The organism is Arthrobacter sp. Bz4 (genome assembly GCF_003075455.1).
Classification (GTDB): domain Bacteria; phylum Actinomycetota; class Actinomycetes; order Actinomycetales; family Micrococcaceae; genus Arthrobacter_D.
Genome location: NZ_QDAE01000011.1, coordinates 85,481 through 99,579, shown reverse-complemented (window position 1 = coordinate 99,579; position 14,099 = coordinate 85,481). Strand labels below are relative to the sequence as shown.

Genomic DNA, 14,099 nt, shown 5'->3' with positions numbered 1-14,099 from the left:
GGCGGTGGCGGCGACATGTTCGGCGGCGGCGGATTCGGCGGCTTCGGCGGTGGCGGCGGCGGATTCGGCGGCTTCGGCGGTGGCGGCGGCGACTTCTAGCCCGCAAAACTCATAATCCTCACCCCGTAGGGGTGAATATTTACCCAGAACAGACGCTAAGCGAAAGGCAACCCCATGGTAAAACAGTCAATTTTCGGACGTATTGCCCAGCTGGCCAAGGCGAACATCAACTCTCTCCTCGACCAGGCCGAAGATCCCCAGAAGATGCTGGACCAGATGGTCCGCGACTACACCAACAGCATCGCCGAAGCGGAAAGCGCCGTGGCTCAGACCATCGGCAATCTGCGGATGTTGCAGGAAGATTATAAGGAAGATCTTGATAACGCCCGTAATTGGGGCAACAAGGCTCTCGCCGCGTCGAAGAAGGCCGACGAATACCGCAACGCCGGTGACACTGTCGATGCCGAGAAGTTCGACAATCTCGCGAAGGTCGCAATCCAGCGTCAGATGACCGCCGAGAATGAAGCCCGTGGCGCCGAGCCCACCATCGGGTCACAGGAAGAGATTGTTGAGAAGCTGAAGACCGGCCTCAACCAGATGAAGGGCAAGCTCAACGAACTGACCAGCAAGCGGGACGAGCTGATTGCCCGGTCCCGGACCGCTCAAGCCCAGCAGCAGGTTCACGACGCGGTCAAGAGCATCGACTTCATGGATCCCACCAGCGAAGTCGGCCGCTTCGAAGAGAAGATCCGGCGCGAAGAGGCGAGGGTTCTTGGCCAGGCCGAACTGGCGAACTCAAGCCTGGACTCCCAGTTCGAAAGCCTCGAAGACCTCGGCGAGCAGACCGAGGTCGAAGCCCGGCTGGCTGCCCTCAAATCCGGCGGTTCCTCCGGGCGGACTCCGTCCGCCATCAGCCAGGGTAGCGACACGGACGAGTACCAGCCTGGCCAGTAACACCCAGTAGTGCATCCGGCCGGCGTCACCCACCCAGGGGGCGCCGGCCTTCTGCTGCCCGGGCAGACAAGCTCAGCAAAGCGGGGCGCTGCAGGTAGATTAGCGTGCATGGCACCAACTATCGTATGGCTCCGCGACGACCTCCGGCTTGGCGACAATCCAGCCCTCTCTGCAGCGCTCGACATCGACGCAGACGACCTCATTATTTGTTATGTGCTTGATGAGGAAAGCCCAGGAATCCGACCCCTGGGCGGGGCGACCCGGTGGTGGCTGCACCATTCCCTGGCCAACCTGTCCCATGCCGTTGAGGATCTCGGCGGCCAACTGGTCCTGCGGTCGGGCCCGGCCGGAGCAGTGATCCGCGGGCTGGTCGCTGAATCCGGAGCGGAACGCGTGCTGTGGAACCGGCGCTACGCCCAACCCGAGCGGACGATCGATGCTGACCTGAAATCATGGTGCGGGGACACCGGAATCGAAGCAGCCAGCTACCAGGCGAATCTGCTCTTCGAGCCATGGCAGGTCACGACGGGCGCTGGCGGCCCCTATAAGGTGTTCACGCCGTTCTGGCGGGCCTGCAAGAACCAACCGGAGCCGCGGGCACCCCTGGCGCCACCCAAACGGCTGGCGGGGCCAACGCTGCCGTCTGAGGAGCTCGCCTCCTGGCAGCTGCTGCCGACCACGCCCGATTGGTCGGGGGGCCTGCAGCAGCAGTGGCACCCCGGGGAAGCAGGTGCCTGGGAACGGCTGGACGATTTCCTTGATGGCCCAGTCGAGGGTTACGCAGCGAACCGTGACCTTCCGGCGGTGGAAGGCACCAGCCGAATCTCACCGCACCTCAGATTCGGCGAGCTCAGCCCCTTCCAGGTTTGGCATGCGGCCAAGGCATCGACCAACTCATCGGCTGCCCGGGACATCCAGGTTTTCGGCTCCGAAGTCGGCTGGCGGGAATTCTGCTGGCAGCTGCTCTTCCACAACCCCGATCTGGCCACCCAGAACTACCGACGGGACTTCGACGGTTTTGCCTGGCAGACGCCTACCCAGAGCGAACTCGGAGCCTGGCAGCAAGGCCGCACCGGTTATCCAATGATCGACGCCGGGATGCGGCAGCTTTGGGACACCGGGTGGATGCACAACCGGGTACGGATGGCTACCGCCTCCTTCCTCATCAAGAACCTCATGGTGGACTGGCGGGTTGGCGAACAATGGTTTTGGGACACGCTGGTCGACGCTGACTCCGCGAGCAACCCCGCCAACTGGCAGTGGGTCGCTGGATCCGGGGCTGACGCCTCGCCCTATTTCCGAATTTTCAACCCGGTGACGCAAAGCAAGAAGTTCGACAAAGAGGGGATCTACCTCAAACGCTTTGTCCCGGAACTCAGGGACGCCGGAAACATTCACGAACCGTGGAAGGACGCTGACGCCCCAGCGGGGTACCCCTCCCCCGTGGTGGACCTGGCAGAAACCCGCGAACGGGCACTGTCCGCCTATCAGGACCTGCGCGGCACCTAGGAACCCCGCAGCGGGCAGGGATGGCGTTCAAACCGCGACCCTACCCGCTGCTTCCCGGCCTTGAGCACAAAAAAAGATCCCGGTCAGTGTGTCTAACACTGACCGGGATCTTTCTCTCGTTGCGGGGACAGGATTTGAACCTGTGACCTCTGGGTTATGAGCCCAGCGAGCTACCGAACTGCTCCACCCCGCGGCGTAGACTCAACGTTACGGCCCCGGGGTGGATAGTGCAAATCGGCGGGATTTGGGAGGCTAGTTGCCGCCCTACTCCCCTGCTGGTGCGGTCCCTGACTGGCGTTCCTCGGCGTCAAGCGCCCGGGCCAGAGCGTCGCTCAGTCGATCCTGAGCTTCGCCATAGGCTGCAAAGTCGCCGTCAGCGAGGGCGTCCTGGCCGTCCTGGATGGCCGTGTTGGCATCCTCCAGGGCCGCCCGAAGATCGGCTGACGGGTTGTCGGTGCCCCCAGTGACGGGCTCAGTCGGCTCGGGGGCGGGCTCGCCGTCGGCGGGATCACCTTCTGCGGGAGGCGCAGCAGGGTCTGCCGGGGTCTCACCCACATTCTCGGTATCACCTGTCACGGCTCCCGAGTCACCACCGAACACCTGATCGAGGGCCTCGTCCAGGGTTGGCGCGAAGCCAACCTCCTCACCGAAGCTCACCAGTACGCGCCGGAGAACCGGGAAGGATGAATCACCCGAGGACTGGACATACACCGGCTGGACGTACGCGACGCCGCCACCGATTGGCAGCGTCAGCAGGTTCCCGCTGATCACCTCAGAGGCACCCTGTCGCAGCAGGTTGAGCTCCTGCGACACTGTGGTGTCCGAGTTGAACAGGTTGGCTGCCTGACCTGGTCCGACGGCTGAGTCACGGCCGGAAGAGTCAAGCAGTCTCAGGGTGCCATAGGTATCGGATTTCACGCCGTCCTCGCCGGTGCCGGCGTCGCCGTCTGCGGCGAGGAAGCCGTACAGCACATTTCGTGCTTCCTGGCCCGCCGGGACGAAGGGGATGAATGGAGTGGTCAGCGAGAAGCTGGCCCCCTCCTGTTCCGGCATCTGCAGTGTTAGGTAGTAGGGCGGCTGTGGAACGCTGATGTCGTCGCCCTCGAGGGTGGGATCGTTCGGGACGCTCCAGGCCTCGTTGTTGCTGTAGAACGGCTCGGTCTCGGTCACATGGTACCGGGCGAGCAATTCACGCTGCACCTTGAACAGATCCTCCGGGTAGCGGACGTGGGACATCAAATCAGCTGACATCTCGCTATAGGGCTGCAGCGAGGAGGGGTAGATGTTCTGCCACGCCCTGAGAATGGGGTCTTCCTCGTCCCAGGCGTACAGGTCCACCGATCCGTCGTAGGCGTCAACCGTCGCCTTGACGGCGTTCCTGATGTAGTTGACCCGCTCCGGTGGGAGCGCCGTGGCGAGACCCTCGGCGGTCAGCGAGTCCTGGGTCGCGGACTGGAGTTCCTGCTGCGTCGAGTAGGGGTAATCCGAGGTCGTCGTGTACCCGTCGATGATCCACTTGACCCGACCATCGACGATCGCTGGATAACTGTTGCCATCGAGCGTCAGGTACGGGGCGACCTTCTCGACCCGTTCGACCGGGTCCCGGTCGTAGAAGATCTGGGATTCGCTGTTGACCTGATCCGAGAGCAGAAGATCAGTTGACTGGAACTTCAGCGCGTAGACCAATCGATTGAAGATGTTTCCCACATTGGGTCCGCCGCTGCCTTGGAAGGTACTGCGAGACTGCTGATCGGATTCTTCGCTCTGGGGACGGTCGATCTCAATCGGGTTCGCGCCTTCAGGAGCTCCAACCACCGAGTACAGCGGTGACTCCTCGCCGAAGTAGATCCGCGGCTCGTAGGTGGACTCGTCACCGAGCGCACCGGTTGAGGGGATGCCGGACTGGATGAACGTGGGGCGGCCATCCGGTTCGGTGGTCGAACCGGCCGCGGCGACAATGCCGTAACCGTGGGTATAGAGCACATGCTCGTTGATCCAGCCGTCCGGCACACCGGCGGTGTTCAGCTCACGGACAGCGATCACCGTGTCCTCGATCTCACCGTCGATCTCGTACCGGTCTACGTTGAGCGTCTGGGGGAACTGGTAGTACTGACGGAACTGCTGCAGCTGGCTGAACGCGTCGCTGACCAGGTTCGGGTCGAGCAACCGGATGTTCGCGGTGGTCTCGCCATCCGCGTTGAGAGCGCCCGCTTCCGGTGTCTCTACCGGGTTATAGTCGATGGTCTCCACCTCGTCGAGACCGTAGGCCGCGCGGGTCAGATCGATGTTGCGTTCAATGAACGGTTCCTCGCGGCTGAACTCGGACGGTACCACCTGGAAACGCTGAATGACCCACGGGTACACTCCACCAGCGAGAATCGCCACGATGACGAGCATTGCGGTACCGATGATCGGCAACCGCCACCGTCCGATGACTGCTGACACGATGAACAGAACAGCGACAATAATGGCCGCCGCGGCAAGGATCGCCTTGGTGGGGATTACCGCGTTGACGTCCGTGTACAGGGCCCCATCCCAGTTCCCTCCGGTGCCGGTCAGGGTGGCATACCGGTCCAGCCAGTAGTTCACGCCCTGAAGAAGCAGGAACAGGGCAGCCAGCACAGCGACGTGAATCCTGGCGGCCTTGGAAGTGAAGAGTCCCTTTTCCTCAAGGCGGATTCCGCCGTACAGGTAATGGGTGAGGACACCCGCGATGGCGCTGATGATGACCACGCTGATCAGGAAGCCGACCACGAAGGTCAGGAACGGCAAAGTGAAGACGTAGAAGGCAATATCCAGACCAAACTGCGGGTCCTGCTCACCAAACGGTTCCTGGTTGAAGAACAGCAGGACTGGCTGCCACTGGGAGGCGGCCGCCGTTCCGGCGAATGCAGCCAGCACCACGGGGATGCCGAGCATCAGAAGTCGACGGATCGGTTCAAGTTGCGCCTGATACCGGTTCAGGTTGTCCTGGACAGCACTGTCGGGCGCGTAAATTGGGCGGGACCGGTAAGCCACCCGAAGGCTGAAGTACACGCTGGCGCCCATGATCAGGAAGGCAGCCGCGAACAGTCCGATTCGTGAAAGGTTTTCGGTGACGAAGACCTCCACAAAGCCGAGCTGGTTGTACCACAGGACGTCAGCGTAGACCTGTGAGACGTATACGAAGGCGATGACCAGAACGGCCAGCACCACCAACGTCGGGATCAGCGGGCTGCGTCTTTTCGCGCTACTGGAATTGGTTTGGCTCGGCCTGCTGCCGAACGGCCGGTCTGGTCCGGAAGTCACATTTACCTCATCGTTGGATCCGTTGGATCACGGAAACCGCTCTCGAACCGCCAAAATCAGCGGCACGACGGACTGGTTCCATGAATCTCCATTCTGCCTTGAACACGTCCGGGCCACCCAATTTCGTTCCGATCCGGGCGGCCTGACACCAGATCGAAATGAAACTGTGTCCAAATCACCACCCGCCGCGGCCGGGAAGCCGGTCGACTGGCCGACCTACCCGGCTTCGCAGGTGGGGAGGGCCGAACCGTCCTCGCCCGCTCCCAGCGTGCGGACAGCTTCCGCCGCGTCGTCGAGTGTCTCCACCCGCACCACCTGCAAGCCGTCCGGCACATAGCCCACCACTTCATTGCAGTTCGCGGCTGGGGCCAGGAACACTTCAGCTCCTGCTTGCCGTGCACCGGCTAGTTTCTGGCGAATTCCTCCGATCGGCCCCACCTGACCCGCAGAGTCGATGGTGCCCGTCCCCGCGAAGTGTTTACCGCCGGTGAGTTCGCCCTCGGTGAGCAGGTCAACAATGCCCAGGGCAAACATTGATCCCGCCGAGGGGCCGCCGACGTTGTCGAGCGCAATAGTGATATCAAAAGGGAAGGTGAAGTTAGCGACCAGACCCACGCCGAGCTGGAAATCGCCCCCCTCGGATTCTTTGGGGGTCACCGCCTCGGTGACCTCCCCGCCGTCGCGCAGTAGCCCAAGGTCGACTGAGTCGCCGTTCGCGGCGTTCAGGGACTCCCGGAGGACTCCGATGTTCGTGATGTCAGTGCCGTCCACCGAGGTGATGACGTCGCCCTCTTCCAGAATGCCGGTAGCTGCCGCATCCTCGATCAGGCCCGCAACCGAGAGTTCCTCGTCGAAGTCGATATCGAGGTGACCGAGCGCAGCAGCGATAGCCGATTCCTGCGATGAGGTCATGGCGACGGCGTTCTGCTCCTGGATGTCTTCCTGGGTGGCGTCCGGCGGATACCGGAGTTCGCGTGGCACCACAGATTCGGTGGGATTCAGCCAGGCTCTGAACACTTCGAAGATGCCAAGCTGGGTCCCCGGCCCACCCGTCACATACACGGTGGTGAGGTCGAGGTCGCCGGAGGTGGGGTAGGTCTGGCGGCCCTCTACTTCGATCAGCGGCTGGGAGTCGATTTCCCCGATCGTGTTGAACGTTGGCCCAGGCGATTCGACCACATAGGGCGCCGGCAGCAGGACGGCGGCGCCGCCCAGGAGCAGTGCGAGGAACCCGGACACTGCCATCACAGTGAACCGGGGATCCCGTTTGGCCCTGGTGGGCGGCACTGGCGGGTCGTTGTAGGTGGGCTGGGTCAACAGGAAACCTTCTCTTCGTCAGACACTGCGCATGCCCTGGTGGTCCTTCATGCTGCTCTGCCGCGGCCGAACCGCGCATCATCGAGCTTCTTTAGCGTACTTCCTGGGCGCGAGTCCAGCACCCACCGACCGGCCGCCGCCGCTTTGCCCTCAGCGAACGGTTCAGCGCGTTCGGGACAACCCCGCGACACGGCGGGTAACGTGGAAGAACCGACACGATGTTCGACGACTGTGGCTAGAGCCCACAACCAGCAGTAGACGAGCAGCCCATCCCAGCAGCCAATTCCAGGACCGGTGGTAGCAGTGACCTCCAACCCGTCAGATCCGTCCAACGACGACGGCGACACCCCCAAGGATCCCCTCTCCGAGATGCTGGCCCGTCTGATGGGCGGCAATGCGCAGGGCATGGATCCGCAGGAGCTCGCCAAAGCCGCTGGTCTGCCGTCCGATCCGCAGGCCATGGCGATGATGATGCAGCAGGTTCAGGCAATGTTCGCGGCACAAAGCGATGGGCCGGTGAATTGGCAGCTCGCCCACGACCACGCGCGCCGCGTCGCGGCAGCCGATGGGGACCCCTCGGTCACCCCTCAGCAGCGCCGCGACGTCGATGAGGCGCTGAGGCTTGCGGAGATGTGGCTCGACCCTGTCACCGATTTCCCCTCCACCAACACCCTTGGCCGCGCGTGGTCCCACGCGGAATGGGTCGAGGCCACCATGGACACCTGGAAGCGCCTCACGGAACCGGTGGCGGTGAGCATCGCCAAGGCGCTGTCCGACGCCATTTCCGGGCAACTGCCGGAGGAGATGAAGACCATGATGGGCGGCGCCTCCTCGATGCTGCAGAATCTCGGTGGGGCGATGTTCGGGATGCAACTCGGCCAGGCCGTGGGTGCCCTGTCCAAGGATGTTGTTAGTTCCACCGACATTGGGGTCCCCCTGGCAGAGGGCCAGATGGCCCTGTTGCCAGTGAATGTCGCGGCCTTCGGCGAGGGTCTGGATATTCCCGAGCAGGAAGTCAGGCTGTTCCTCGCCGTCCGTGAAGCCGCCCATACCCGGTTGTTTACCCAGGTCCCCTGGCTTTCAGGGCACCTTCTCGGTGCAGTTGAGAGCTATGCCCGGGGCATTCACATCGACATGTCAAAGATCGAGGAAGTGGCACGGGACATCGACCCGTCCAATCCCGAGTCCATGCAGGCTGCCCTTTCCGAGGGTGTCTTCATGCCGGAACGTACCCCGCAGCAGGACGCTGCGCTGGTGCGGCTCGAGACTGCCCTGGCCCTGGTGGAGGGGTGGGTCGATGAACTGACCGCCGCTGCCACCGCGAATCTGCCGTCGTCTGCGGCGCTGCGGGAAATGGTCCGCCGCCGGCGCGCCACCGGCGGGCCGGCCGAACATGCGTTCGCTTCCCTGGTGGGCCTTGAATTGCGTCCACGACGGCTACGCGACGCTGCCACGCTCTGGGCCCATCTCACCGCCGAACGGGGCATCGAAGGCCGCGATGCGGTGTGGGAACACCCCGATCTGCTACCGACCGCCGAGGATCTCGACGACCCTCAGGGGTTCAGCCAGCGTCGACAGCTCGCCGAGTCGTCGGATTCCGAGGTGGACGCTGCCCTGCAGCGGTTACTGGACGGCGGCTTCGACGAAACTGAGGAGACCCCGTCACCAGACGAGTCGCCCGAGTCCGGGGATCAGCCAACCAACGGCGAAGATTCCCCGGAGGGCGGCAAGCCCTAGTACCTGAGCAGGGCACAGCTCAGCTGGCCACCCAGTTCGGCCGGACCGGCGTCGGGGTCAGCCGTCCTGCTTCGGCCCCAGGATGTTCGGCGACAAGGCGACGGGGATTCGATCGGGGTCTTCCGTCGTGCCATCGACGCAGGAATCAACCTCATCGACACCGCCAGCATTTACGCCTCCCGGGGTCACCAGTGGGATGATCGGCCCGCACGATGACCCAGCTCGAATCGTTGCTCGGTGCCGCAGCCGCTAGTGGCCTGCCATTCCGTGGTTGGAAGCGAAGGACACACCTTCAAGGAACGCTTTAGCTGCTTCCGTTCGGGGATACGCCTCTAGTAGCCGCCAGAACATGCGGTTGTGGGAGGGCTCAATGAGGTGGGCCATCTCGTGCAGGATGACGTAGTCAACCACCCAGGTGGGCATTCCCTGCAGCTTGTGGGAGAGGCGGATGGTCTTGCGGGCCGGTGTGGCCGATGCCCACCGGGAATTCTGGTTCGTCACCCATCCGATGCTCACCGGTTGGCCGCGCCCGGCCAGATAGGCTTCCGACAGTGCCCCGGCGCGCTGCAGGAGCTCTTCCCCCGGGTTGGTCTGGTCCGCGCCGTCCAGCGCCGGGGTCAGCGACTGCTGTTTGGACAGGAGTTTGGTGACCATGCGGTGCACCCAGTCTTTTTCCTGGGCCGCGGTGAAGTGGGCTGGGATGGAAACGATCACGACGCCGTCGCGCAGGTCAGCGCTGACGGTCCGCCTGCGCTTCGCGGACCGTCTGACTTCGACGGGCGGATCCTTGACAGTCATGGGTTGCTCTCACTCACTTTCCGCGATGATCAACAGCACCGATTCCCCGTACTTCTCGAGTTTGGCCGGACCAATCCCGGCCAGCGCCCCCAGTTGCTCGATCGTTGTTGGCCGTGCCTCGGCAATAGCGACCAGGGTGGCGTCGGTGAACACAACGAACGCGGGCACGTCATTTTCGCGAGCCTGGTCCAACCGCCAGGCCCGCAACGCCTCAAAGGTGGCTTCCTGGTACGTCGCCGGGCAGTCACCACATCGTCCGATCTTTCGTTCGGAGCCGGACCCAAGAACCTTCCCACACACCCTGCAGGTCGACGGAGCCGACACCTTGCGGCTTTGCTTGACCTTGGGCGTCCGGAAGGCCCGATCACCGGAAACGCCTGGGCGAAGCCCGTCGAGGAACCGGGTCGGTTTCCGGCTGGCCCGCCCTCCCGGGGTGCGAGCGGTGGACCAGGAGAGCGCCAGGTGTTCCCTCGCCCGGGTGATGCCCACGTAGAGGAGTCTGCGCTCCTCGTCGACAGCCTCCGGCGTGTCAGCGAAGGAGATCGGCATCAGACCCTCGCTGAGGCCGACCAGGAACACGGCATCCCATTCCAGGCCCTTCGCCGCGTGGAGCGATGCGAGGGTGACGCCCTGTACCGTCGGTGCGTGCTGGGCGGCGGCCCGTTCCTCGAGCTCCGCCACGAAATCCTGAAGGGTGAATCCGTCAGCAGCCCGGGCCGCGCTGAGTTCGTCAGCCAAAGCGACCAGCGCGGCGAGCGACTCCCACTTCTCCCGGACCGCTCCCGAGCTCGCCGGCGCCACCGAGGTGTACCCCAGGCTCGCGAGGATGTCCCGCACCAGTTGCGGGACATCGTCTGTTCCTGCGGTTCTGGCGCCAGCACGCAACTGCAGCAGCGAATCTCTGACTTCCCGGCGCGCGAAAAAACGCTCACCGCCGCGAAGCTGATAGCCAATACCGGCGCTGGCGAGCGCCTGTTCATAGGCCGCTGACTGGCCGTTCGTGCGGTAGAGGATCGCGATCTCACTCGCCAGCACCCCACCATCCATGAGCGCCTTGATCCGTCTGGCCGCTTCGGCGGCTTCCGCTTCATCGTCGCTGCACTCGGTAAACGAGGGTTCCGGCCCGGCGTCTCGCTGGGCAATAAGCTCCAGCGGGGTAGACCAACTCGAGGAGCCTGCCTGACGGCCGGTTTCTGCTGTTCGCGCGGCCAACAGGTTGTTGGCTAGTTTGACCACCTGCGGCGTCGACCGGTAGTCGCGAACCAACCGCACCACCTGTGCACCCTCATACCGACCGGTGAAATCAAGCAAATGCCGCGAGGTTGCCCCGGTGAATGAGTAAATGGTCTGACTGGCATCACCCACCACGCATAATTCGCGGCGGTCACCGAGCCACAAATCCAGCAACCGCTGCTGCAGCGGGGAAACGTCCTGGTACTCGTCCACCACGAAATGCCGGTACTGCGCGCGCACGGTGGCCGCCACCTTCTCATCCTCCTGCAGGATCCCCACAGTAATCAGCAGCACATCCTCGAAGTCAATGACGTTGCGGTCGAGCTTCAGGTCCTCGTAGCCAGCAAAGATACGGGCGACTGTTGTGTGGTCCATGCCTGCGGGCTCGACCCGACCAGCCGCCGCGGCTGTATACCGCTCGGGGGTAAGCATGGACACCTTGGCCCATTCGATCTCCGCAGCAACATCCCTGATCGCGGCCCGGTCCGTCGATAACCGGAGCCGCCTCGACGCTTCTGCGATGAGCTGCGCTTTGTGGTCCACCAGAGCAGGCAGGGGGCCACCCACTGCCTGTGGCCAGAAGTATTGCAGCTGCCGCAGGGCGGCGGCGTGGAACGTCCGCGCCTGCACTCCCGAGGCGGACAGGTCGCGGAGCCTGGTCCGCATCTCCGCGGCGGCCCGAGCCGTAAAGGTCACCGCCAGCACCTGTTGTGGTTTGTAGACACCGGTGTGGACACCATAGGCAATCCGGTGGGTGATGGCCCTGGTTTTACCCGTTCCCGCGCCGGCTAGAACGCAGAGCGGACCGGTCAGCGTGGAGGCGACTGTCCGCTGTTCATCATCGAGGCCGGCGAGGATCCTCTCTTCGAGAGTTGTCTCCATACCTAGAGCCGGACCCCCTCGACTGCCAGGTCCAGCGAGCCGCCGTACCAGTGTTCAATCAGCGCCCGCGAGACTGAAGCTCCAGTGGGAATAGTGATCTCGCCGCTTCGAACTGCCTCAAGCAGCTCCGTCCGCGTGAACCATCGGAGGTCCACGATCTCCGCACCATCCGGCACCTGGTTGGTGTTCACGGCAGTGGCGATAAACCCCACCATCAAGGAGGCGGGGAAGGGCCACGGCTGCGAGCCCAGGTACAGGGGTGAGTGGACCTCGATACCTGATTCTTCCGCCACCTCGCGGATAACAGCGGCTTCCAGCGACTCTCCCGGTTCGACGAAACCCGCCAGGGTGGAAAACCGTCCCTCGGGCCAGGCGGCCGCCGATCCCAGGAGCAGCCGATCGGCGTCGTCCACCACTGCGACGATGATGGCCGGGTCGGTCCTGGGGTAGTGGCTCGACTCATCGGCTGGACAGCGCCGCACCCAGCCACCTTCAACAACCTCTGTCAACGCCCCACAACGCGGGCAGTGGGTGTGCTTCGCATGCCAGTTCGCAATCGACGCGGCCTGAACGAAGATGCCCGCGTCCCTGCCGGAGAGAGCCAGCGCCACCTCTCGGAGGCCCAGCCAGCTCGTGCCGTCAAAAATTTCGTTGTCCGTGGATTCCAGCACTGCGAGCAGAATGTGGGTACCGGTCGGAATGCCGCCGTGATCGGAATCGTCGGCGAGGGTTCGCCCCAGGTAGACCAAGGTTTCCGGACGGCTAACGGTCGCCGAATCCACGAACAGGAGGTTCCCGTCAACAACTGGGGATTTCCCCTGGGCGATGAACATCACACGCGTGGTGGGAGCACCCCACAGCTCATCGAGCAGCAAGGGACTTGAACGCAGCGCCCCTCCACGGTCCAGCGCCACCCGCGCCAGCGGTAGCGCTCCGAAGGACGGAAGGGTGGGAATCCGGAGGGTTTCGCTCATGGTTCTACGGTACGTTCTCGGTCCCCCAAAACACATTTCAGTACCACTTTTGCTCACCGCGGTGGCAGCTTCTGACGACTCGCCGACCGGCAACGGCTCTTTCTGGGAAGGACAGCCCTACCGTTGAGGATGTGAAACGGACACCCATGGAACTCGCGGCGATTGCCAGCGCCGCCGTACCCGGGCTTACCCCTACCGGGGTGGCAGGCATCCCCGACGATGCCGCGGATTTCGAATCGGCGCTGCTAGTCGACGACTCCGGGAAACAGTGGCGGGTACGGTCCCCTAAACACCCCGACGCGTCAATGAGGCTCGAGACTGAACTGCAGGCGTTGAAGGCATTCACACCCGCGATCAGGGCGGAGCTGCCGTTCCTGGTCCCCCACATCGCGGGGACACTGCGGCAGGGCGAACTGTGTACCTTCGTGTACGCGCATCTCGAAGGTTCCGTCCGCGAGCTGGACGACCTGGCCGGTGGGGGGAATGAGCTGGTCAAGGAACTCGGACGGATGCTCGCCGCGATCCACGATCTGCCCCCGCTGCTGGTTCATAACGCCGATCTGCCCAGCTACGAGGCAAACGAGTTCCGGCAACGGAAGCTGAACGAGCTGGACCAGGCCGCCACCACCGGCAGAATACCTGCGCATCTACTGCGACGGTGGGAACACGCGCTCGAGGATGTCACGCTCTGGCGGTTCCACGCGACAGTGGTCCACGGGGACCTTCACGAAGACAATCTGCTGATCTCGGCCGGTCGTGTCAGCGCGGTAACCGGTTGGACCGACCTGCGAGTGGGCGATCCAGCCGACGACTTTGCCTGGCTGCTGGCAGCCAGCAACCCAGGATTCGCCGACGCCGTCCACAACGCCTACGTCGCGGCTCGTGGCGAAGCCGCTGACCCGCACCTGATGCGACGTGCCGCTCTCGCCGCAGAATTCGCCTTGGCGCAGTGGTTGGTGCGGGGCGTGGCGATGAACAACTCCGAGATGATCGCCGAGGCCGAGGACATGATGTCAACCCTTGATCGGGACCTGCAGGCCGAGGAAGCAGCTGCCGCCGCCTACCGGGCACAGCAGTCACAGCACCTGCCCGACACCACGATCGCCGACACTAACGGTGCCGACACTGACAGTGCCGACGGCGAGGTCGCGGAACCCGCCCTACCGATCGACGACCATTCGGTGGCTGGGGAAACTATTGAGGACGACGGCGGCGACACTTCGGGCTTCGACGACGGCGATCCTGGCACTGGCACTGGTGCTGAGTCGCCGGATACTGATGGCGACGCGGGCAACGAGTCGGCCAACACCACCGAGAATCCTCGCCCGTTTTCAGTCTCACCGGTTCCGGCCGACGACACTGAAACGTCGTCGCTGCCGATCATCAAGTCCAGCTGATCTTCCGCGG

General features: G+C 63.7%; 9 protein-coding genes and 1 tRNA gene. 4 read left to right on the top strand and 6 right to left on the bottom strand.

Features of this window, described 5'->3' with window-relative positions:
* Window positions 1-174: 174 nt before the first annotated feature.
* Together DDA93_RS10230 and DDA93_RS10225 are read left to right on the top strand one after the other, a co-directional pair.
* Window positions 175-954 carry a PspA/IM30 family protein gene (locus DDA93_RS10230; RefSeq protein WP_116778705.1) on the top strand — a complete coding sequence of 260 codons (780 nt, stop codon included), beginning with the start codon at window positions 175-177 and terminating at the stop codon, window positions 952-954.
* Window positions 955-1,062: 108 nt separating this feature from the next.
* Window positions 1,063-2,463: a deoxyribodipyrimidine photo-lyase gene (locus DDA93_RS10225; protein WP_116778704.1), complete on the top strand. Its 1,401-nt coding sequence runs from the start codon at window positions 1,063-1,065 to the stop codon at window positions 2,461-2,463.
* Window positions 2,464-2,582: 119 nt separating this feature from the next.
* Here DDA93_RS10225 and DDA93_RS10220 read toward each other — a convergent pair.
* The 3 genes from DDA93_RS10220 to DDA93_RS10210 all read right to left on the bottom strand — a co-directional run bounded on the left by DDA93_RS10220 (window position 2,583) and on the right by DDA93_RS10210 (window position 7,068).
* Window positions 2,583-2,656, bottom strand: a tRNA-Met gene (locus DDA93_RS10220).
* A gap of 71 nt (window positions 2,657-2,727) precedes the next feature.
* Window positions 2,728-5,658: a UPF0182 family protein gene (locus DDA93_RS10215; RefSeq protein WP_116778703.1), complete on the bottom strand. Its 2,931-nt coding sequence runs from the start codon at window positions 5,656-5,658 to the stop codon at window positions 2,728-2,730.
* A 309-nt stretch (window positions 5,659-5,967) separates the two neighbouring features.
* Window positions 5,968-7,068, bottom strand: coding sequence for a S16 family serine protease (locus tag DDA93_RS10210; protein ID WP_019481686.1), 1,101 nt, complete (start codon window positions 7,066-7,068; stop codon window positions 5,968-5,970).
* Window positions 7,069-7,371: 303 nt separating this feature from the next.
* Here DDA93_RS10210 and DDA93_RS10205 point away from each other — a divergent pair, with 303 nt between their 5' ends.
* The gene (locus tag DDA93_RS10205) at window positions 7,372-8,805 is read left to right on the top strand and encodes a zinc-dependent metalloprotease (RefSeq protein WP_116778702.1); all 1,434 of its coding nucleotides are present in this window, start codon (window positions 7,372-7,374) and stop codon (window positions 8,803-8,805) included.
* 249 nt (window positions 8,806-9,054) lie between these two features.
* Here the strand turns inward: DDA93_RS10205 and DDA93_RS10200 are convergent, their stop codons facing one another.
* Genes DDA93_RS10200 through nudC form a run of 3 tightly spaced genes read right to left on the bottom strand, consistent with a single transcriptional unit; the run spans window position 9,055 to window position 12,692 of the window.
* On the bottom strand, window positions 9,055-9,603 hold the full coding sequence (locus DDA93_RS10200; protein ID WP_116778701.1) for a M48 family metallopeptidase: 549 nt from the start codon (window positions 9,601-9,603) through the stop codon (window positions 9,055-9,057).
* Window positions 9,604-9,612: 9 nt separating this feature from the next.
* A complete protein-coding gene (locus DDA93_RS10195; protein WP_116778700.1) occupies window positions 9,613-11,718 on the bottom strand; it encodes an ATP-dependent DNA helicase UvrD2 in 2,106 nt (701 codons plus the stop codon).
* A gap of 2 nt (window positions 11,719-11,720) precedes the next feature.
* Entirely contained in the window at window positions 11,721-12,692 is a 972-nt protein-coding gene (gene nudC, locus DDA93_RS10190; RefSeq protein WP_116778699.1) for an NAD(+) diphosphatase, read from the bottom strand.
* Window positions 12,693-12,823: 131 nt separating this feature from the next.
* Between nudC and DDA93_RS10185 the strand changes: the two genes are divergently transcribed.
* Window positions 12,824-14,089 (top strand): macrolide 2'-phosphotransferase, encoded by a 1,266-nt coding sequence (locus tag DDA93_RS10185; protein WP_243400589.1) that lies wholly within the window; start codon window positions 12,824-12,826, stop codon window positions 14,087-14,089.
* The last annotated feature ends 10 nt before the right edge of the window (window positions 14,090-14,099 follow it).

What these genes read in the sequence shown, in the direction of transcription:
- DDA93_RS10230 (WP_116778705.1), top strand. Translation starts at nt 175, where the DNA reads ATGGTAAAACAGTCAATTTTCGGACGTATTGCCCAGCTGGCCAAGGCG.
- DDA93_RS10200 (WP_116778701.1), bottom strand. Translation starts at nt 9,603, where the DNA reads ATGACTGTCAAGGATCCGCCCGTCGAAGTCAGACGGTCCGCGAAGCGC.
- nudC (WP_116778699.1), bottom strand. Translation starts at nt 12,692, where the DNA reads ATGAGCGAAACCCTCCGGATTCCCACCCTTCCGTCCTTCGGAGCGCTA.
- DDA93_RS10225 (WP_116778704.1), top strand. Translation starts at nt 1,063, where the DNA reads ATGGCACCAACTATCGTATGGCTCCGCGACGACCTCCGGCTTGGCGAC.
- DDA93_RS10195 (WP_116778700.1), bottom strand. Translation starts at nt 11,718, where the DNA reads ATGGAGACAACTCTCGAAGAGAGGATCCTCGCCGGCCTCGATGATGAA.